19 protein-coding genes and 1 pseudogene are annotated in these 17,269 nt (G+C 61.2%); 11 read left to right on the forward strand and 9 right to left on the reverse strand.

Features of this window, described 5'->3' with window-relative positions; translation table 11 throughout:
* Positions 1 to 61: 61 nt before the first annotated feature.
* From IVA93_RS16965 to IVA93_RS16975, 3 genes are all read right to left on the reverse strand, one after another.
* A complete protein-coding gene (locus tag IVA93_RS16965) occupies positions 62 to 247 on the reverse strand; it encodes a hypothetical protein (protein ID WP_247454523.1) in 186 nt (61 codons plus the stop codon).
* Between the two features lie 63 nt (positions 248 to 310).
* Entirely contained in the window at positions 311 to 907 is a 597-nt protein-coding gene (locus IVA93_RS16970; RefSeq protein ID WP_247789886.1) for a hypothetical protein, read from the reverse strand.
* A gap of 237 nt (positions 908 to 1,144) precedes the next feature.
* Positions 1,145 to 1,741 carry a hypothetical protein gene (locus IVA93_RS16975; protein WP_247454519.1) on the reverse strand — a complete coding sequence of 199 codons (597 nt, stop codon included), beginning with the start codon at positions 1,739 to 1,741 and terminating at the stop codon, positions 1,145 to 1,147.
* Between the two features lie 267 nt (positions 1,742 to 2,008).
* Between IVA93_RS16975 and IVA93_RS16980 the strand changes: the two genes are divergently transcribed.
* The 3 genes and pseudogenes from IVA93_RS16980 to IVA93_RS16985 all read left to right on the forward strand — a co-directional run bounded on the left by IVA93_RS16980 (position 2,009) and on the right by IVA93_RS16985 (position 4,013).
* On the forward strand, positions 2,009 to 2,695 hold the full coding sequence (locus IVA93_RS16980) for a hypothetical protein (protein WP_247454517.1): 687 nt from the start codon (positions 2,009 to 2,011) through the stop codon (positions 2,693 to 2,695).
* Positions 2,695 to 2,859 (forward strand): annotated as a pseudogene (locus tag IVA93_RS40925) (helix-turn-helix domain-containing protein); the annotation flags it as partial. The gene IVA93_RS16980 and the pseudogene IVA93_RS40925, both read left to right, overlap by 1 nt.
* Before the next feature lie 29 nt (positions 2,860 to 2,888).
* Positions 2,889 to 4,013 (forward strand): tyrosine-type recombinase/integrase, encoded by a 1,125-nt coding sequence (locus IVA93_RS16985; RefSeq protein WP_247789887.1) that lies wholly within the window; start codon positions 2,889 to 2,891, stop codon positions 4,011 to 4,013.
* Between the two features lie 148 nt (positions 4,014 to 4,161).
* Here IVA93_RS16985 and IVA93_RS16990 read toward each other — a convergent pair whose 3' ends face one another.
* A complete protein-coding gene (locus IVA93_RS16990; protein WP_018456779.1) occupies positions 4,162 to 4,590 on the reverse strand; it encodes a hypothetical protein in 429 nt (142 codons plus the stop codon).
* Between the two features lie 36 nt (positions 4,591 to 4,626).
* Between IVA93_RS16990 and IVA93_RS16995 the strand changes: the two genes are divergently transcribed.
* Positions 4,627 to 4,887 (forward strand): hypothetical protein, encoded by a 261-nt coding sequence (locus IVA93_RS16995; RefSeq protein WP_247539363.1) that lies wholly within the window; start codon positions 4,627 to 4,629, stop codon positions 4,885 to 4,887.
* A 664-nt stretch (positions 4,888 to 5,551) separates the two neighbouring features.
* Here IVA93_RS16995 and IVA93_RS17000 read toward each other — a convergent pair.
* On the reverse strand, positions 5,552 to 5,791 hold the full coding sequence (locus IVA93_RS17000; protein ID WP_007603449.1) for a hypothetical protein: 240 nt from the start codon (positions 5,789 to 5,791) through the stop codon (positions 5,552 to 5,554).
* Between the two features lie 331 nt (positions 5,792 to 6,122).
* On the opposite strand from IVA93_RS17000, the gene IVA93_RS17005 reads away from it, so the two are divergent.
* The 3 genes from IVA93_RS17005 to IVA93_RS17015 all read left to right on the forward strand — a co-directional run bounded on the left by IVA93_RS17005 (position 6,123) and on the right by IVA93_RS17015 (position 9,539).
* Positions 6,123 to 7,031: a dihydrodipicolinate synthase family protein gene (locus tag IVA93_RS17005; protein ID WP_026232886.1), complete on the forward strand. Its 909-nt coding sequence runs from the start codon at positions 6,123 to 6,125 to the stop codon at positions 7,029 to 7,031.
* 142 nt (positions 7,032 to 7,173) lie between these two features.
* Positions 7,174 to 8,145, forward strand: coding sequence for an SDR family NAD(P)-dependent oxidoreductase (locus IVA93_RS17010; RefSeq protein ID WP_085353399.1), 972 nt, complete (start codon positions 7,174 to 7,176; stop codon positions 8,143 to 8,145).
* 275 nt (positions 8,146 to 8,420) lie between these two features.
* A complete protein-coding gene (locus IVA93_RS17015) occupies positions 8,421 to 9,539 on the forward strand; it encodes an alpha/beta hydrolase family protein (protein WP_018455141.1) in 1,119 nt (372 codons plus the stop codon).
* Positions 9,540 to 9,549: 10 nt separating this feature from the next.
* On the opposite strand, the gene IVA93_RS17020 is transcribed toward IVA93_RS17015, so the two are convergent.
* Positions 9,550 to 10,056, reverse strand: a complete 507-nt coding sequence (locus IVA93_RS17020; protein WP_247539362.1) for a MarR family winged helix-turn-helix transcriptional regulator — start codon at positions 10,054 to 10,056, stop codon at positions 9,550 to 9,552.
* A gap of 406 nt (positions 10,057 to 10,462) precedes the next feature.
* Here IVA93_RS17020 and IVA93_RS17025 point away from each other — a divergent pair, with 406 nt between their 5' ends.
* A complete protein-coding gene (locus tag IVA93_RS17025) occupies positions 10,463 to 12,019 on the forward strand; it encodes a porin (RefSeq protein WP_204511371.1) in 1,557 nt (518 codons plus the stop codon).
* Positions 12,020 to 12,323: 304 nt separating this feature from the next.
* Here IVA93_RS17025 and IVA93_RS17030 read toward each other — a convergent pair whose 3' ends face one another.
* The 3 genes from IVA93_RS17030 to IVA93_RS17040 all read right to left on the reverse strand — a co-directional run bounded on the left by IVA93_RS17030 (position 12,324) and on the right by IVA93_RS17040 (position 14,216).
* Positions 12,324 to 12,803 (reverse strand): GcrA family cell cycle regulator, encoded by a 480-nt coding sequence (locus IVA93_RS17030; protein WP_018455139.1) that lies wholly within the window; start codon positions 12,801 to 12,803, stop codon positions 12,324 to 12,326.
* A 73-nt stretch (positions 12,804 to 12,876) separates the two neighbouring features.
* Positions 12,877 to 13,074, reverse strand: coding sequence for a hypothetical protein (locus IVA93_RS17035; RefSeq protein ID WP_007603456.1), 198 nt, complete (start codon positions 13,072 to 13,074; stop codon positions 12,877 to 12,879).
* 200 nt (positions 13,075 to 13,274) lie between these two features.
* Positions 13,275 to 14,216: an acetamidase/formamidase family protein gene (locus tag IVA93_RS17040; RefSeq protein WP_018455138.1), complete on the reverse strand. Its 942-nt coding sequence runs from the start codon at positions 14,214 to 14,216 to the stop codon at positions 13,275 to 13,277.
* A gap of 164 nt (positions 14,217 to 14,380) precedes the next feature.
* Here IVA93_RS17040 and IVA93_RS17045 point away from each other — a divergent pair, with 164 nt between their 5' ends.
* The 3 genes from IVA93_RS17045 to IVA93_RS17055 are packed head-to-tail and all read left to right on the forward strand — an operon-like array spanning position 14,381 to position 17,178.
* Positions 14,381 to 15,148, forward strand: coding sequence for a YdcF family protein (locus IVA93_RS17045; RefSeq protein WP_018455137.1), 768 nt, complete (start codon positions 14,381 to 14,383; stop codon positions 15,146 to 15,148).
* 54 nt (positions 15,149 to 15,202) lie between these two features.
* Entirely contained in the window at positions 15,203 to 15,985 is a 783-nt protein-coding gene (locus tag IVA93_RS17050; protein WP_018455136.1) for a DUF169 domain-containing protein, read from the forward strand.
* Positions 15,986 to 15,999: 14 nt separating this feature from the next.
* Positions 16,000 to 17,178 (forward strand): saccharopine dehydrogenase family protein, encoded by a 1,179-nt coding sequence (locus IVA93_RS17055; RefSeq protein WP_018455135.1) that lies wholly within the window; start codon positions 16,000 to 16,002, stop codon positions 17,176 to 17,178.
* The last annotated feature ends 91 nt before the right edge of the window (positions 17,179 to 17,269 follow it).

The raw sequence follows: 17,269 nt of genomic DNA on the forward strand, positions 1-17,269 counted from the left end.
GTCAGACGGCGAAGCTTACGCGCCTATGACAAGCGCGCCCGAGAATTGAAATTACCGTCAACTAACGCTGGTGTCCCAATGGAATGCCCAGCGATCCAGCCTTTTGACGCAACGACCCTACGGTCCGCTTGGTCATCTTGGCAATCTTCACCACGGGCGTCTTTGCTTTAGAATGCGCACGCAGCTCCTTCACGTCTTCTTTGGTGTATTCCCGGCGTACTCGCTTCTTCGCTGCTTTTTTAGCCACACGGTGCTCCTGTTTGTGAGCCGCCGTTCTAATAACCGCGCAAAACTTTGTCTATTGTCCAATTCAAAATGGCCACTTCCATAGGTAGCTTAGAAACTCTCCGAAATGCTTTTTAGCGAACTCTATCATCGCTCCTTTAGCTGCGGTGATAGCAACTTCCTTGATCGTTCCAGAAAATCGAAGACTCAACATCCGAAGCCGTTCGATGGCAATTCGCACATAGCCGGGACTGATTGAGGCCGCCTTGAACTTTTCGACCGTACCTTGAAGCCCTTCCAGGATGTGGTCACGCTCATGCGGATACGTGGCACTATAGCCATTGTCGGACCGCACCTCCTCAATGATTTGCTCCAGTGATGCGATCGCCTTCTCTGTTGCGGGATCATCGAGGTCAATTTTGATCGGCGTCCATTCGGCGTCCGGATTGTCAAAATCCTCAGCCGTCATGCCCATATTTACGAAATGATTCTCGACTGAGTGAAGGGCGGGCACGAGCCAATCGTCGCTCTGGTCAGCGGCAGCGAAAGTCGAAAACGGCGTCTCTTCATCTTGGCACAGGTCATTCCATTGCGTTTCAAACTCTGGCCCCTGAGAGAGCATCGGCGGTCCGAAAGGGTCCTTTTTAACCCTGACCATATCGCGGGCCATCAGCCAAGCCATTGCTCGATCCCAAATCACCCACCGATCTAACAGAGTACCGTCCTCTTCAGGACTCGATACATCTATGTGCGGAAATCTGCTCCGTATCTTAAACTCCGGCACAGGAGCTCTCGTTTTCAACAACGCAACAGAGATGGCTAGCGCGTAGTAGATCGGCGCCCGCTGAACAAATTCAGCCTTATCCATTTTCCCCCACAAGCCTGATGGCCGTAAGCCCTGAAATTTAAGAACCCGTGCCTAGTTGACATCCCACTTCAACTGTTCTGGTCGGTAACAGCCGGATGGAAGAGCCGTACGGGTTGGCTTTTCCAGCGTCAGCACAAAGGAGCCAAGTGGCTTCACAGGATTTCCCCAAGACTCCTCCATCGAATACCGAAGCTCATCAGCAAGACACTCCACACTGTTTCGCAGGCTCTCATGCGGCGCATCTCCCTTCTCGACCGCAATCATCTGCTTGATCACGTCCCGCATCGCTAGCCGAACGACCGGATTCCCCGCCAACTCAAGCGGTCCCCATCGCAATTCGAATATCTTTCGCTTCGCCTTATTCCATTCGTCTGACTTGACTTCAACAGCGACCAAATTACCTGCCGTCTGCGCCGCCTCGAAGAATAAGTCCATCTTCTTTGTTAGAAACGGCTTCTGCGCCTCTATCAGCTGCGCCTTTTCAAATTCCTGTGCCTTGTTGTGCTTTTCATCAAAATACTTCCAAGCGCCGTAAATGCCGGCAACGGCTACGCTGAGAATGGGCAGCCAGACCTGAATAAAAATAAGTACCCGCGACTTATCATCACTCGTTGGTGGGCGCCTGCGCGCAAACCTGATGGATTTCATTGGTACCCCCCCCCTGCAATCATCGCGAGCATAGTTGCCTGTAATATCATTTGGCAATGAATGCCGAAACCGTTGTAGGCATTAGTTTCACCGTCAGAGCGCTCTTCGGCACCGTATTCACAGCGTGGAACGTCATGCCAAATAAGAAAGCGATCCAGGCACGGCGATTTCGGACATTGTTGTGCACAGTCCATCCGCGCTTAACGCAAATGGCTTGCGAAGCGGCACCATTTGAGCTAAACGCAGATGGAAGGTACGAGGAGTTATATGGCAACGCCGGGCCAGTTGGTGAAATGCATTGCCGAAGCTCTGGGTATCCCGGAGCCGACCGTCGTTCAGTATGATCGAATGTTGGCTGAAAACGACCTGCGAACTAAGGGCGGCCGAGGCACCAGCGCCGCGAAAGTCACGGCCGTCGATGCTGCGAACCTTTTGATCGCCATCATGGGATCGCCTGTGGCTGGCGCCTCGATAAAACCGGCCATTGAGGTTTGCAAAACATATGGAGGGCTTCGGGTCAGGCTTGGGCAGGACTCCGAAACCGTAAAAACCCTCCGAACACTCGGATTTCCCACCATGAGCAAGCTGCCAAAATCGCACAGCTTCCGGGAGGGACTTGCTTCTTTAATATCGGCGGCATCTGTCGGCGAAAGCCTGATCATTCCAGACGAGGACGGAAGGCCTCCTTTAGTTGGTCCTGCGAACGACTGGTTCGTTGACCTAAGGCTGGAAGGCCCCGCTCCGTGGGCGCATATCATGGTTGATGCGTCTTTGGGCGAAGCGAGACCAGGAAGAATGGCGCGCTTGGTCTACCACAACCAAAAGCGCGATCGGGATGGGGGTTACTGGGCTCCTGCTAAATCCGGCAATTTGCATCAGTCGCGTAGTGTCGACTTCAAGACGATCCGGCGAATAGGCGCGCTGCTTGGGCAACCTCCGGCTAAGGCTATCTGATGTCTACGCCGCTCCTGTCACCCAAAGGTGCCGCTGACCGACTGGGCGTCTCGGTGAAGACGCTGAAGGGTTATGTCAGTGATGGCGAGCTGCGTTACATCAGCGTGGGGCGGGGCCCCAAGAAGGTTCGGCGTAAATTTACGGATGAAGATATTGATGCATTTATCGAGCGCCGCGCGCAGAGAGACTTGCCATGTCAGTCTACCGGCACAAGGAAAGCCCGTTCTATCACTTCGACTTCCAGTTCAAGGGTAGTCGCTTTCACGGCTCTACGGGATGCACGAGCAGGCGCGAGGCCGAAACCTTCGAGCGGGCCGAACGCGACAAGGCGAAACGATTCGTAAAGACCGCAGCATCCCCGGCGTCGACCAAGCTGGATGACGTCGCCGGCAGGTATTGGAATGAGGTCGGTCAGCATCACGCTGGTGCAGATACGACATGGCGGGACATCGAGCGATTGATCAATTATTTCGGGCCGACAACGTTGCTGACCGAGATCGGCGACGACGAGGTGGCGAAGCTGGTCGCGTGGCGACGTGGGCATCGCGTCACCCGCCACGGGCATCCAAAGAAGAAAGCCTCGATTCCGCCCTTGATTGCCCCCGCGACCGTCAACCGCAGCACGACCGAAGTTCTAAAGAAGCTGTTCACCCGCGCCAAGGCGTGGGGCATCCGGTTTGATCGCGAGCCGAACTGGAAACAGCACTGGCTGAAAGAGCCCCAGGAGATCGTGCGCGAGCTTCGAGGAGACGAGGCCGATCGGCTGGAAAATGCCACCCGCGACGACTACCGGGCCATCTTCGAACTCGCTAGCGCGTCCGGCATGCGTTTGAACGAGTGTCTCTTGCGCTGGTCAGAGGTGAACTGGGAGGTGCGCAAGATCGAGAAGCAAGGCAAGGGGAACAAGCGCGTCTCTGTGCCTATTACCGACGCAATCCGCCAGATCCTGTGGCCCTTGCGCGGGCACCATCCCGAGGCCGTGTTCACCTACGTTGCCCGGCGCACGAAAAGGGGCGCTGGGTTGATCAAGGGGGAGCGATACCCCGTCACCTATAACGGGCTGAAGACCGTCTGGAAGCGAACCAGAGCCGCAGCCGGCGTCTCCGGCTTTAGGTTTCACGACTTCCGGCACGATTTCGCGACCAAGCTTTTGCGGGAAACCAAGAACCTCAAGCTGGTACAGAGGGCACTCAACCACGCCGACATCAAGACGACCACCAAGTACGCGCACGTCGTTGACGACGAGGTGGCGGCTGGCGTGGATGCAATGCAGAAGTCCCGAAAGAAGTCCCGAAGCACCGCCCGTAAAGTCAGCTAAGCTAATGAAGGGATTACAGAATGCTGCAACGTGAGTATCCCACTGGGAGACTAGGGGTCGGAGGTTCAAATCCTCTCGCTCCGACCAAAACTTAGCCGGATTTCAGGGCGTCCGGATTTTCTCAAGGGTAACGGATAGGGTAACGGGCTTATGTCGCCGGGATGTGAATAGCCCGGATAACCAACGACAGCTTGCCCGCGTGTACGTGGGGCGTACCACCATCGCGCGTTGATTCGCCCGGAGCCAGGCACATGGGCACCTCGGATCGTAGATCGCTGACCTTTGAACAAGCGAGGGTTTGGCACCTCTCCCGGCGCAGCTCGACCGCAAGGAACTTAGTCGAGAACTTCGGGCGAAGCTTTGGGCCTGCATTCATGCAAGGCTTGATCGAGCCTACACCGACATTCTCCATTATCGTGGAAACTGGTCCAGAATTCTGAAGGATCTGCATGTCGACCACCACCACGTTCGCATCGACAAATTCAATCCGAACGGGATCGTCACCAAGATCGGTGACTTGTTCGAAAAAGCCGAATGCCACAAGGTGTACGGTTGGCTTTAGGCTGTTCTTCGGCACCCAAATTGTCCGCCTGATCTCGGTCCAGCAGTTCAGTTGGTATTAGAGAACTGCCGCGCGGCTTACCGCATTGAAGACGGTGTGTTCTGGCCGACTGCCTCAACAGAGGAAGCCGACGCGCTTATCCAGGCGAACACAGCATTATCTGCTTCGCAATTCGGTGGCGCAAAAACTCACTTAAAAAATGCTGCTTCGAAACTCACCGAAGGAGATTACCCAGCAAGCGTTCGTGAAAGTAACCAAAGTGAAATCAAAACGATTGGAGCCTTCAACCATAGAAGTCGCGCTGGAGCTTGAACGGATCGCTGCTGTGTTGCGGAATAGCCAAGCCATTGCGGACCAATCTCGGAAGCAAATAGCTGAGATGGGAAAGAGCGCTTCACCTTGGCAAAGGATCAAAGAAGACGGGTATCGAGGATTTGCCGATTCAGATTTGATCAATGCCTTCGAGAAGATATGTGTTGCGTCGCAGGCCATAGGTCTTCTGATCTTAAGGGAGGGAGAGCTAGAAGGCTTTTGCAGGAGCTTTTCCCGCAGAAACAAGGCCGAATGGTTAGCGTCAGTCTTACAGCTGGACCTTGACAAGACGAAAGACTGGTCGAGGCTCGAATCTTTGCGACTAGCATGCTGAGCGTCGTCGCTCGAGTAATTGATGGGCTCCCTCGACTCAAACCTGGATCAGCCACTCTGTAGTTTGATGCCGGGGCGAGGGCGGCGGGCGTGCCGGTCGAGCTGCATCTGCTCCGCGAACAGCCGCACAATTACGCGCTGATGCCGACGCCGGAGGGCGACGCGCGCGTGCGATCATTCTGCGAGCGGTGGCTTAAGGGGAAGGTGTGATCGTTGTCACAAGCGTGCCGCCGCAATGGGGCTGGCGCTGTCGATGCCCGCGCGGAAGGACGATGCGGCCTCCGGGGCGTTTCCTCGTTCGTCGTCTTGGTGTCGGTAGTTTTGCGGGGCCTTAGGCGTGGCCCTTGATCTCGTAGCGACCCGGAACGCATTTGTAGCGATCGAGCCGCCAGTTGGCGTGGTAGATCGGATGCTCGCCCATCCATTTCGCCAATGGAGCCTGTGCGCCGATCGCACACTGCATCATCGACATCTCGGGCGTCATGTTGCTGTCGGTCACGATTTCCTCGATGCAACTGCCTGAGCTGGCTGCACTCAGCCGGCAGAGCACGGCAACGACGGTCACGAACATTCCAGTCACCTCATCGGTAGTTTCTGACCACGAAGAGGATGCAAGCGGAGTGCCAGAGCCTGTGACGCAAACAACACGCTGGCCTGGCCGACTCGACCCAGCGTCCGGACTCCATTTAACGATTCGGATTGTAAAAAAATTGCCCCTGAACCGAAGCCGGGCAAGTACGGGGAACCGGGTCAGTAACAACCGCAGGGATGTCGAATGCTGGGAGCAGCGCCGCGTCGGTGGCGCTTCACAGGCCGCGCGCAGCCGGTAGGCTCGCAGCACCGTGGCCACTCGCCAAAAGAGCGGGGCCGCCACAAGGGATATGGAAACGCGAGGGCACACCATGAAGACACGACCGACCGGCGTAATCCCGCCGATGACGACGCCGTTCCGGAAGGATGGCGAAATCGACTACACCCTCGTAGCAGCCCAGGTCGACTGGATGATCGGCGCCGGCGCACACGGCGTCGCGGCCGGCGGCTCGACCGGCGAGGGGCATACGCTCGATCACGAGGAATATCGCGACCTGATGGAGGCGACGGTCGCCGCGGTGAAGGGGCGCATTCCCGTCATCGCCGGCATCATCGTCGACTCCACCCGCGATGCGATCCGCCGCGGCAAGCTGGTGCGCGACATGAATGTCGCGGCGCTCCAGGTCACGCCGGTGCATTATCTGTTCAAGCCGGACGACGAGGCGATGGTGGCGCATTTCCGCGCCATGGCGGACGAGACCGGCATGCCCATCATCATCTACAACGTGGTGCCGTGGTCGTACCTGTCGCCGGCGCTGCTGACGCGGATCATGACCGAGGTGCCGCTGGTGGTTGGCGTCAAGCAGAGCGCAGGCGACCTGAAACTGTTCGCGGACCTCATGATGATGGCGCCGGACAAGCTGATCTACAGTGCGGTCGATGCCCTGATGTATCCGTCCTACACATTGGGGGCCCATGGCTCGATCGCCGCGATCCTGACCGCCGCGCCGTATGCCTCCGTCGCGCTGTGGGATGCGGTGAAGGCGGGTGATCATCCGCGCGCGCTCGATCTGCACAAGAAGCTGCTGACGCTGTGGAACGCTGTCATCGCCGACAATCTGCCGGCCTGCACGCGCCATGCGCAGACGCTGCAGGGCCTGCCCATGACTTATCCGCGCGCGCCGATGCCGGAGGCCTCAAGCGCGCAGCAGGCGGCGATCCGCAAGGCGCTGGACGGCCTCGGCGCGTTGAACGGGCGGCGGGTCGAGGCGGCCGAATAGTCCGCGCCCCGAAATAACTGATGAGCACGGCAGCGCCGATCCGCTTTTACCTGCGGATGCGGCGCTGCTACATTTTGCGCGCGCTCCGATGCGTGGCGTAGCCATGAAGAAACATACCGACAAGGGAGGGGCCGAAAGTCCCATGAATGATTTTGCAGGAAAGATCGCCGTCATCACCGGCGGCGGTACGGGAATGGGACGCGAGCTCGCGCGGCAGCTCGTCGCCGAGGGCTGCAATGTCGCGATGTGCGACGTCTCGGAAGCCGCGATGGCCGAGACCAAGCGGCTGTGCGAGGTCGAGAAGCTGCCGCAGGGCTTGCGCGTCACGACGCATGTCGCCGACGTCTCGATCGAGGATCATCTCAAGCGATTCCGCGACGAGCTCGCCGAGCAGCAGAAGACCGACCGGATCCACCTTCTGTTCAACAACGCCGGCATCGGCGGCGGCGGCAGCCTGTTCACCAACACACGCGAGCAGTGGGAGCGCACCTTCAACATCTGCTGGGGCGGCGTCTATCTCGGCGTCCGCACCTTCCTGCCGATGCTGGTCGCGGCCGACGAGGCCCACATCGTCAACACCGCGAGCGTCAACGGCTTCTGGGCCTCCATCGGCATGAACCAGTCGCACACCGCCTACAGCGCGGCGAAGTTCGCCGTGAAGGGATTTACCGAAGCGCTCATCAACGACCTCCGCCTGCACGCGCCGCATGTCAAATGCTCGGTGGTGATGCCCGGCCATATCGGCACCTCGATCGTCTCCAATTCGCGCAAGGTGCAGAGCGCCGACGGCTCGGAGCGGCTCAACGCCGACGAGATCGCGCTGACCCGCAAGCGCATGGTCGCGGCCGGCGTGCCGGATGCCGACAAAATGTCGGACGAGGACATCCAGGCGGCGTTCGCCGAGCGCGCCCGCAGCTTCCTCGAGGATGCGCCGACGACGGCGGCTCAGGCCGCCAGGATCATCCTCGACGGGGTCAAGGCGGAGCAATGGCGCATTCTCGTGGGTGAGGATGCAAAGCGCCTTGACGAGCGCGTTCGTGCTACGCCGGAGCAGGCCTACGACCGCGCCTTCTACGAAAGTTTCACGCAGGAGGTCGGCTGGCGGCTCGGCTGACGCAGGCGACGAGCGCGCGCCGATATAGGTATGATGCGCATCATGGCAAGAGGCGCGCAGGCAATTTCACGTGCCACCTCTTGCCAGTTCGCTGCCGGCGTTTCTTGGCCGTGTCGGCCACTCCTGACGCATTGGAATGTCACGCATGCGACACATCCCTGCGTTCAAGCGATGGTGATCTCGAACGGCTCTCATTGGGCGCGCCGCAGCTTGGTCAGGGAACCAAAATAGTTTATTCAGTCACGTGTAAGGCGATGACCAGAGCGTAGCTCCCGATGATACCCGCATGCCTCTCCGACGACTGGATCCTTTGCCCGGAGCGAGAGGACATCTCCGCTGAGTTCACGCGGCTCCTCACCGCGGCCCAGGACGGCGGCGCCACGATCGCCGAATGCCTGATGATCGCGCGGCAGCTGAAGCGGGGCGACGACCAGTCCTGGCATCGCGAGTGGAAGAAGCTGGCGCAGGCCAATCGCCATCGTGCCGAGGCCGCGTTCGCGGAAGGTCACAGGGCGACCGCGCAGCGCAATTGGCTCCGCGCCATGAATTACTACAGCGCGGCCGCAATGCCGCTCGATCAGGCGGACGAGCGCCGCTGGGTCGCGGTCCTCGCGATGCAGGATTGCGCCCGCCGCTTCCTCGCCGCGCGCGACCCTGCCGGGGAAGTCGTGACGATACCCTGGCTCGACGGACATTCGTTGCAGGGCTATTTCCTGCCCGCGCACGCGCCGTTGGGACGCGTGCGAGCCCCGACCGTGATCTGCATCGGCGAGCCCGGCCATCGCAAGGAAGAGTTTCTGTTCAAGCTCGCGCCGCACGCGCGCGAGCGCGGCTTTTCGCTGCTGGCGCTGGACCTGTTCGGCGACCAGCGCGACGATTATCTCGACGCGCTGTTGCGGCGCCGGGATCTCGAGAGTGCGATTCCGTGCGTCATGGACTATCTGGAGACGTGCAGCGAGGTCGATTTCGAGCGCGTCGCGATCGTCGCCGATGGCTGGGGCTCTTCCTTCGTGGCGCGCGCGGTGCTGCAGGAGCCGCGGCTTGCCGCCGCCGTCTGCGATGGCGGCCTATGGGACCTGCACGAGCGGGCCTTCTTTGCCAGCCGATTCGCGATGAGCGACGTCAGCATCGTTCCGGTGCCGCATGCTCCGCTGATGGCCTCCAGCGCCGACTGTCCGGTGCTGATCACGCTCGGCGAGGACGGCTGGCTCAAGGCCGATCGGGCGCGTCAGATCGTCCAGACCTCCCGGCTCGGCAGTTCGGATGTCATGTTGAAGGTGTTCACCGCGGCCGAAACTGGCGCGGCGCAGGCCCATGCGGACAATCCGAGCCTTGCCAATGAATATATCTTCGATTGGCTGGAATCGCGGCTCGGCGCCGCGGGGCGCATCTGAGGACGTCGCCTCAGAAGTCGAGGGTCAGGCGGACGCAGGCCTTTTCGAGACGGGTCTTCAACATCGCGAGCTTGGTGGTGAATTCCGTCAGCTCTTTCTCGTCGAACTCCTGGAAGACGAATTCCTTGATCGTCTTGTACTGCTCGTTGAGGCTCGCCAGGTGCTTTTGCGTCTTCTCGGTCAGTGATAGTCGGACCACCCTTGCGTCGGTCGGCGAGGGGCGCCGGCGCAACAGGCCCTTCTTCTCGAGCAGCTTGGACTGGGTGGTGACGAACGACGGATCGACGTGGAGCAGTTTCGAGACGACGTTGACCGGAATGCCGTCGTGCTTGTCGAGGTCGGAGATCGCCATCAGGATCAGCCATTGCGGGCCGCTGATGCCGAGCGTTCTCGCCCAGAACTGACGCAGCTCCTCCAGATACATGTTGATCGACGATATCTCCCAGGTGAAGCGCCTGATGATATCCAGATTGCCGATGGTGCGGAGGCGCGCCCCTTCTTTCCTCGTCGCTGACACAGCGTCACTCCCGTGATCTGATTTGTATGCGGCCGGTGTCGTGCAAGCCATAGTCCACGCAAGCCTGCTCTGACGCAAGTGCAGAGCAGGGTAATTTTGTCAGTAAAACTACAAAGATGATCAGCTCACGGAATCGGTTCGCAATGGTGTTGCGAACGGGGCACAGGTTTAGCAAAACCAACAAAGCTGACTAAATAAGGTATTTTGATTACCGAAAGGCGCAGGCATATTGCTTCGTGGCGGTGGGGGGTACTCGATCGTCCCGTTGCAGGTGGTTTGCTCACGTCCCTCGCGTCGAAAGAGGGTGTGTCCGAAGCGCAAAGCGGCCGAGCGGATTTCAAAGACGGGGATCTTGGGGGGCCTCACGGTCCGGTCTTCGTAAAATGAGCAACTTGGAGGTTTTAATATGAAAGTGGTGAAGAGCCTTTTGCTCGGCACTGCGGCGGGTCTGATCGCCGTCGGTGGAGCTCAGGCGGCTGATCTTCCGGTCAAGGCCAAGGCGGTCGAGTATGTGAAGGTCTGCTCGCTCTACGGCGCGGGTTTCTATTACATCCCGGGCAGCGACACCTGCATCAAGCTGGGCGGCTATCTGCGTGCCGAAGTGGCGCTCAATGCCGGCGGCAATTACAGCGCCCAGTACAACAACGTCTTCGCGGCCAACAACCGCCTGACCAACTATTACTCGATGCGCGCTCGTGAAGATCTCAACATCGACACCCGCACCGCAACCGAGTACGGCGTGGTCCGCACCTATTTCGATGCGGTCTTCACCTGGACGACCGGCAACTATGTCGGCGCCGGTTCGGGAACGGGTGCGACCCAGTACAGCGGTACGCTCGGCCTCAACGCCGCAGGCACGAGCCTGATCGGCTCCAGCGGCGGCGCCGTCAACGGCACCGACGGCACGATCTCGGGCGGCGCGCTCGGCGTCTACTACGCCTTCATCCAGTTCGCCGGCTTCACCATGGGTAAGGCCGTGTCGCAGTTCGACGCGCCCTGGATCAACTATCCCGGCAACAACTTCGACCAGCTCGTCGGCGGCAGCGGCACCACCAACGGTGTTGCCCAGTTCACCTACACTGCCGATCTCGGCCAGGGCGTGACGGCGATCGTCTCGGCCCAGGACCAGACGCAGGTGTTCCAGACCGCGCTCTGGAATACGGCCGGCATGTCCACCGCCGGCGTCCTCGGCGGTGCCTACGGCTCCAACGATCTCGGCGGCACCCGCTCCCCCGATCTCGTCGGCACGCTCCGTGTCGACCAGGCCTGGGGCCTGTTCCAGGCCTCGGTCGCTGCGCACGACAACCACGTCGGCTATTACGGCGCGAGCGAAGTAACCGGTCATCCTGAAGACAAGTGGGGCTGGGCCGTCCAGCTGGCGCTGTCGATCAAGAACATCCCGACCGGTGCAGGCGACGTGATCAACATCTCGGGCGTCTACACCGACGGCGCGAGCCGCTACAACTTCCAGGAGCTGGCAGCGACCAGCTACTCGATGTTCGGCGGTTCGGGCGGCGCGTATCAGAGCATCGGCTTCGCCGGCGTGTCTGACGCGGTGTTCGCACCCGGCAGCGGCCTCGAGCTGACTAAGACCTACGGCTTCCGTGGTGCCTACACTCACAACTGGAGCCCGTACTGGAATTCGGCGCTTTATGGTGCGTGGGCTGCCGTCAACTACAGCGGCACCGCCAAGGGCATGATCTGCGGCAGCGCCGCGTTCGCGACCCTGACCGGCACCTGCAACCCGGACTTCAACATCGGCCAGATCGGTGTCATCACCCGCTGGACCCCGATCAAGAACCTGACCTTCTCGGCTGACTTCACCTACAGCCATCTTGACCAGAAGTACTCGGGCGTGATCACCACGCCGGCGCTCACCAGCGTTGCCAAGCCCGCGGCGACCTATGAGCTGAAGGACCAGGACACCTACAGCCTGTTGGTTCGCGCCCAGCGCAACTGGTAAGCTCAAGACCTTCGGATAGGACGCAGCCCCGGCGGGACACCGCCGGGGCTTTTTTATGAGGTGGGCTTCTTTGCGAGCGGGCGTTCGGAAATCCGGCGGCACGTGCGGGCGACGAAGACGAGCCATGCGAATCGATCGGCCCAACTTTATTTACTTACCTGAGCTACTAAGCTATATAGCTCCCAGCCGATGACGAAAGTTGCGGCTCTGACTTGATGCTAAACCTCCAGAAACCTCCGGCAATGCCCTGCCGGAGGTTTTTCGTTTTGGGCATGGCTCCAGGACTCGCCTCCAGGACTTGGCTCTAGCCGCGCATGACGCGCGCGCGGGAATTCGGCCGGTAGGCGAGGCGGCTGTGGCCGGCGCAATAGGACTGGCCGTCGGGTGCGGAGTTGCCGCAGAAGCAGAAATCGTCCGCGCCAGGCGTCGAGATCGGCCAGCGGCAGCGGTTCTCGGCAAGCTCGAGTAGCGAGCAGCGATTGGCATCGTCGATCGGACCGGTGACCATCGGCGCACCGGTCTCGCCGTAGATCGTGGCGAGCATCTCATATTGCAGCCGCGGCACGGTCCGCGGCGCGCGCGCCGGCGCCAGGCCCCTGTCGTGAACCTTGCGATCGTCGATGGTTCGGCCGCGCGTGAGATTGAGGCGAGACAGCTTGCCGATCACGGCGTTGCGGCTGACGCCAATGTCGGCGGCGATCTCGCGGCAGGAGAGCCCGGCCTCGAAATGCTGCCTCAGAAGTTCGATGCGTTCGTCGGTCCAGGTGGGTGAGAGAACAGGCATGTGTAACGGTCCCAGGTTGCAGATGTCGGCCATCCGCCTCTCGAGATCCGTCCGCCTCACGTTCGGCGCGCGCTCACGTCCTGCCATTGTCGCGAATCGACAAAAGCCCGTCCTTGATGGCGAGACGGATGCCTTCCTCGATCAAGGTACGTGCGACGCCGGGAACGCTGGTGCCGTGGGTGCCCTGTCTCACCAGCTTCTCCAGATAGGTGATGGTCGAGAGCGCCAAGGTTACAGGAATGCGGTCAGTCTCGGCTTTTTCGGTGGCCATGGCCGAACGCTAGCCTCTTACTCAGGTACATAAAAGTTACGATTAAGACTCTATTTAGGTTTGGAGGCAGAAGTCAAATGCAGGCTGCGGCGCCTGGTCAGCCCGTTGGAATCGCGAGGGAAATTTAGGCATGACAAGGCACGCCGCGCGGCAGGCCGGCGGCGGCGTGGCTTCGACCGGTCAGGAGTGGGCTGGTCGGCTCAGCCGTGCACGATCGTCTTTTCGATCATGCAATGGATGCCCTTGGAGCCGTTGACGGTCTGGGTCACCCGCAGATCGGCCGCCAGGCTGCACAGCGTATAGGCGTCCTCGCGCGACAAATTGCGCCTCTCGCCGAGCAGCACGATCATGTCGCGCAGCGCCCGCACCACGCACTGGTCCAGATCGGGGTCCATCGCCATGGTCATGTAATGCGTCGCCGTCTCGCCACGGGGATAATCGAGCCTGAGGTCCTTGCGCAGCGTCAGGCGAAAGCGGCCCTGAAGCGCGGTCTCGATCGCGGTGACGCAAACCTCGCCGTCGCCCTGCACGCCATGGCCGTCACCGCAGGAGAACAGCGCGCCCGGGACGAACACCGGCAGATACAGCGTCGCCCCGGCGCCAAGCTCCTTGTTGTCGAGATTGCCGCCCATGGCGCGAGGAACGAGCGAGGAGATGCGGCCCCAGGCCGGCGGCGGCGAAACGCCCATCACGCCGAAGAACGGCTTGAGCGGCAGGTCCAGCCCCCACGGCATGCGGGCGACCATCCGGGAACGGTCGAGCGGGATGTTCAGAATGCGCGTCTCGTGGAAATCGTCGGGCAGGGTGCCGGACAGCGGCTTGATCATGTTCCAGCCCCAATCCTGCCGGAGCTGGACGTCGAGGATCTCGACCGCGAGCACGTCGCCGGGCTCGGCGCCCTCGAGCGCGATCGGGCCGGTGAGGATGTGGCCGGGCAGCATGCGCTCGTTCTGGGCATGAACCTCGTGCATCTCGGGCGGAATGTGAAATTTGCTGCGGTCGGGCAGCATGTCCGGACCGCCACTGATGGTGTCGACCGTGACCTCGTCACCGCTCGCGATGGTGAGGACGGGCTTGAGCGCAGCCTCGAAGAACCCCCAATGGCAGGTCTCGGGGCTGGAATGCAGGTGGTGATGGGTCATGTGGCGTCCGTCCGTTTCACAGGCCCGGGCTTGACCAGGCAATCGATCCTCTTCCAAGAAGCTTTCTGAAGATCGACGGGCGGGTCAAGCCCGCGCGCAACAGGCACGATCATTCCAGCGAGGCTCCCCTGCTTTTTGTCCTGTCCAAGACCCTCGGCGCAGCGGTGCTGCCGATCAACTTGATGATCGAGCTCGGAATCGTCTCGGTCGTCCTGATGGCGACGCGCTTTGCCGCCTTCGGCCGCAAGCTCGCCGCGGCCACGCTGATCCTGCTGGCGCTCGCCGCGTTTTCGCCGCTCGGCAACCTCTTGCTCTATCCGCTGGAGTCGCGTTTTCCGCCGTGGGATCCGTCGCGCGGTGCGCCCGATGGCATCATCGTGCTCGGCGGCTCGATCGACACCGATCTGTCGGCGGCGCACCGCACGCCGGTCGTCGCGCACGCGGCCGATCGCCTGTTTGCGCCGGCCGAGCTCGCGCGCCGCTATCCGAACACGCGCATTGTCTTCACCGGGGGCACCGCGAACCTGGTTTCGACGGACTCCCGGGAGGCCGACTACTCCGCGCCCATCCTGGAGAATCTGGGCATCGCGAAGCAGCGCCTGATCCTCGAGCGGGACTCCCGCAACACCTACGAGAATGCCATCTTCACCAAACAATTGGTGGCGCCCAAGGCGGGCGAACGCTGGCTCCTGGTCACGTCGGCCTTTCACATGCCGCGTTCGATGGGGATCTTTCGCAAGGCGGGATTTGACGTCGAAGCCTATCCGGTTGACTGGCGAATGGGCGGGCGTGACGATCTCTTCTCTTTCACCAATGTCGGCACGGACGGGCTCGGCCGAACCGAGGTCGCCGTGCGCGAATGGATCGGGCTCGTCGCCTACCGCCTGATGGGCCGGACTGGCGAGTTGCTCCCGGGACCGGCGAAGGACTAGAACCGTTCAAGAAGCAATAACAGCCGGCGCGCCACTGCCGGCCGGGAGGACGCCATGCAACAGCAGAGTGCAGACAGCATCGATCTTGCCGGCCTCGTCGCCGATCTCAACAGCCTGTTGCGACTGAAGACCACGGTGATCGGCATGAAGCTGTTCGCGCGGACCGCGGACATGGAGGCAATCCCGAAAGTCCGGCGGCCGAACGCGGTCCACACCACCGACCAGATCGTCAGCATGGCCGCGCGTCTGGGCTGGACCGTGGGCATCACGGCCGATGATCTCGTCGGCGCGCAATGCCGCGCGGTGATCGGCCTTGCACCGCAGGACGAAAAATGGCTCGCCGGCGAAAACTATGTCGGGGTCTGGCACGGCACGGCGGAGGACGCACGCAAGCGCCAGGAGGCGCTGGACGTGGTTCCGTTCGGGCAATATCAGGCGCTCGCGGTCAGTCCGCTGGCGAGCGGCCGGCTCGATCCGCCGGACATTTGTCTCGTCTATGCCACGCCGGGGCAGATGATCATCCTAATCAACGGGCTGCAATACACCGGCTACAAGAAGTTCGAATGGGGCGTGGTCGGCGAGACCGCTTGCGCCGATTCCTGGGGCAGGGCGCTCAAGAGCGGTGAGCCCAGCCTGTCCTTGCCATGCTACGCCGAACGGCGCTATGGCGGCGTGCCGGACGAGGAGATGCTGATGGCCCTGAAGCCGGAACATCTCGCCAAGGCGGTTGTGGGCATGAAGGCGCTGGCCAAGAACGGCCTGCGTTATCCGATCCCGCCCTATGGTATTCAAAGCGACGTCCGTGCCGGCATGGGCGTGAGCTACGCGAAGAAGTAAAGCAAAGGCGGATCATGAGCTCTGCGAAATTCGACATCGTCGTTTATGGCGCGACCGGTTTTACCGGCCAGCTCGTCGCCGAATACCTGACCCAGCGTTACAAGAGCGACCACGCGCTCAAATGGGCGATGGCAGGCCGCAGCCTCGGCAAGCTGAAATCGGTCCGCGATGCGATCGGCGCGCCCGGGAATACGGCGTTGATTGTCGCGGATGCGTCGGATGCGGCTTCGCTGAAGGCGATGGCGGAGCAGACCATGTCGGTGATCACCACCGTCGGCCCGTATCAGCTCTACGGCGAGGAGTTGCTCGCGGCCTGCGTGGCCACGGGCACGGATTATTTCGATCTCTGCGGCGAGCCGATCTGGATGCGCCAGATGATCGACAAGTACGAGGCGGCTGCAAAAGAGAGCGGCGCGCGGATCGTGTTGTCGTGCGGCTACGATTCCGTGCCGTTCGAGCTCGGTACATTCTTCGTCCAGGAAGAGGCTAAACGTGTCTTCGGCGCGCCGGCCCCGCGGGTGAAAGGGCGTGTGCGCGACATGCGGGGCACGCTCTCGGGCGGCACCGCCGCCAGCGCTAAGGCGACCTTCGATGCGGTGGCCAAGGATCTCAGCCTTGTCGCCATTCTCAACGATCATTTTGCGCTGACGCCCGGCTTCACCGGCCCGAAGCAGCCGAAAGGCAACAGGGCCGCCTTCGAGGAGGATCTGCAATCCTGGGCCGCGCCGTTCACGATGGCGCTGATCAACACGCGCAACGTTCACCGCTCCAACATGCTGATGGGATTCCCCTACGGCCAGGACTTCGTCTACGACGAGATGGTCCTGACCGGTCCCGGCGAGAAGGGCGAGGCCAACGCCAAGCTCGTGATGGCTGCCAATGCGGGCAAGACCGGCCCCGACGCACCGAAGCCGGGCGAGGGGCCGTCGAAGGAAGAGCGTGAAAACGGTCTGTTCGATCTGCTCTATGTCGCGATCGCACCCGATGGCCGCATGGTTCGCGCCGGCGTCACCGGCGACCGCGATCCCGGCTACGGCTCGACCTCGAAGATGATCTCCGAATGCGCCATCTGCATGCTGCGGGACACGACCGACGTCGCAGCCGGCTTCTGGACGCCGGGCGCGGCGATGCAGCACAAGCTGATCAAGCGGCTTCAGGAGAATGCAGGGCTGACGTTCGCTGTGGAGAAGTAGAGGCGCTCACTTGCCGCAATCACGGTGTCATCGTCCGGCTCGACCGGACGATCCAGTATTCCAGAGACGGCTCTGATCGAATCGAGAGGCC

Source organism: Bradyrhizobium sp. 155 (assembly GCF_023101105.1).
Lineage (GTDB): Bacteria > Pseudomonadota > Alphaproteobacteria > Rhizobiales > Xanthobacteraceae > Bradyrhizobium > Bradyrhizobium canariense_D.

What these genes read in the sequence shown, in the direction of transcription:
- IVA93_RS16970 (WP_247789886.1), bottom strand. Translation starts at nt 907, where the DNA reads ATGGCTTGGCTGATGGCCCGCGATATGGTCAGGGTTAAAAAGGACCCT.
- IVA93_RS16975 (WP_247454519.1), bottom strand. Translation starts at nt 1,741, where the DNA reads ATGAAATCCATCAGGTTTGCGCGCAGGCGCCCACCAACGAGTGATGAT.
- IVA93_RS16980 (WP_247454517.1), top strand. Translation starts at nt 2,009, where the DNA reads ATGGCAACGCCGGGCCAGTTGGTGAAATGCATTGCCGAAGCTCTGGGT.
- IVA93_RS16985 (WP_247789887.1), top strand. Translation starts at nt 2,889, where the DNA reads ATGTCAGTCTACCGGCACAAGGAAAGCCCGTTCTATCACTTCGACTTC.
- IVA93_RS17000 (WP_007603449.1), bottom strand. Translation starts at nt 5,791, where the DNA reads ATGTTCGTGACCGTCGTTGCCGTGCTCTGCCGGCTGAGTGCAGCCAGC.
- IVA93_RS17005 (WP_026232886.1), top strand. Translation starts at nt 6,123, where the DNA reads ATGAAGACACGACCGACCGGCGTAATCCCGCCGATGACGACGCCGTTC.
- IVA93_RS17010 (WP_085353399.1), top strand. Translation starts at nt 7,174, where the DNA reads ATGAATGATTTTGCAGGAAAGATCGCCGTCATCACCGGCGGCGGTACG.
- IVA93_RS17015 (WP_018455141.1), top strand. Translation starts at nt 8,421, where the DNA reads ATGATACCCGCATGCCTCTCCGACGACTGGATCCTTTGCCCGGAGCGA.
- IVA93_RS17025 (WP_204511371.1), top strand. Translation starts at nt 10,463, where the DNA reads ATGAAAGTGGTGAAGAGCCTTTTGCTCGGCACTGCGGCGGGTCTGATC.
- IVA93_RS17030 (WP_018455139.1), bottom strand. Translation starts at nt 12,803, where the DNA reads ATGCCTGTTCTCTCACCCACCTGGACCGACGAACGCATCGAACTTCTG.
- IVA93_RS17035 (WP_007603456.1), bottom strand. Translation starts at nt 13,074, where the DNA reads ATGGCCACCGAAAAAGCCGAGACTGACCGCATTCCTGTAACCTTGGCG.
- IVA93_RS17040 (WP_018455138.1), bottom strand. Translation starts at nt 14,216, where the DNA reads ATGACCCATCACCACCTGCATTCCAGCCCCGAGACCTGCCATTGGGGG.
- IVA93_RS17050 (WP_018455136.1), top strand. Translation starts at nt 15,203, where the DNA reads ATGCAACAGCAGAGTGCAGACAGCATCGATCTTGCCGGCCTCGTCGCC.
- IVA93_RS17055 (WP_018455135.1), top strand. Translation starts at nt 16,000, where the DNA reads ATGAGCTCTGCGAAATTCGACATCGTCGTTTATGGCGCGACCGGTTTT.